Here is a 998-nt window from a genome sequence, read left to right as displayed (position 1 = left end):
TTGACCAGGTTGGCCGCGTTCTCGGCCAGCCACAGCGCGGCGATGTTCTTGGCCTGGATGCCCGTCGAAGCCAGCGGGGCGCTGGCGGTGTCACCGGCGGCCTGAGCCGGGGCCGAAAGGCCCGCGGCCAGCAGGCCGGCGGTGGCGACGAGGCCACCGAAGGCGAGAGTGCGCTTCATGGGGAACTCCTTGGTCTGTCGTGGAACGCCTCTTGCGTCCCATGCGTCAGGAAAGGGATCGGGAGAAACATACAGCGCCGTGATCGGGGTGTGATGCCCCATTTGTGATCTCCACCGGCCCTGTCGCCCCCGAGACCGTCGCGTTATCTGAATGACATGGCGCAAGCCTGTGGAGTCAACCCGTTAAAGGGGAAGTAAAGGCAGATGGCGGCCCGTCTGCTGCCTTTCCGTCGTGGACCGTGCCCATGGTCCGGCTGCTTTTGGCGGCGAACGCCTGTGATGCAAATCACACCCGTTGTATGGCACGAGTCTGCGCCGTGTCCCGTCTAAGGGTCCGGCAAAAGGCGCAGCGTCGTTCAAAGGGCCGCTCGGGTTTACCGGCTTGCGAGAGATTTTTCCCGCAAAAAAGGAAGGGCCCGGCCGATGGCCGGGCCCTTCCGTGAAGCTGTTCGGTTCAGAGGTGCGACGTCTGAACCGGTACTACTAGTGCAGAACCGGCGACTCGAACGGAACCGCGATCGAGCCGGACCAGAGCGGGTAGGCCGCCTTGTAGACACCGTAGAGCTCACCGTCGAAGTACGGGGAGACGCTGGTGTCGTAACGGTCGTTGCCGTCGGTGTCGGAGACGCCGATGGTCACACCGTTCAGGTAGCCCAGGCGACGACCGTTGTTGTACTTCAGCAGCCAGGAGGAGCCCAGCGCGCCCTCGCCCGTGAAGGAGGACTTCACGGCCACGAGCTCCTCGCCCTTGATGGCGGGGGCCTGCGCGGCGAAGGTCTTGCCGTAGCTCCACTTGAGGGTCTTGCCGGAGTAGGCGTA

At 64.3% G+C, this 998-nt stretch carries 1 pseudogene; it reads right to left on the bottom strand.

The features are described from left to right. Positions 1-662 precede the first annotated feature (662 nt). Positions 663-998, bottom strand: a pseudogene (locus Mco01_RS38705) (trypsin-like serine peptidase); the annotation flags it as partial.

Origin of the sequence: Microbispora corallina (assembly GCF_016863035.1) — a bacterium.
Lineage (GTDB): Bacteria > Actinomycetota > Actinomycetes > Streptosporangiales > Streptosporangiaceae > Microbispora > Microbispora corallina.
Note: the sequence above shows the minus strand (reverse complement) of the source record. Positions and strands in the feature narration are given on the sequence as shown.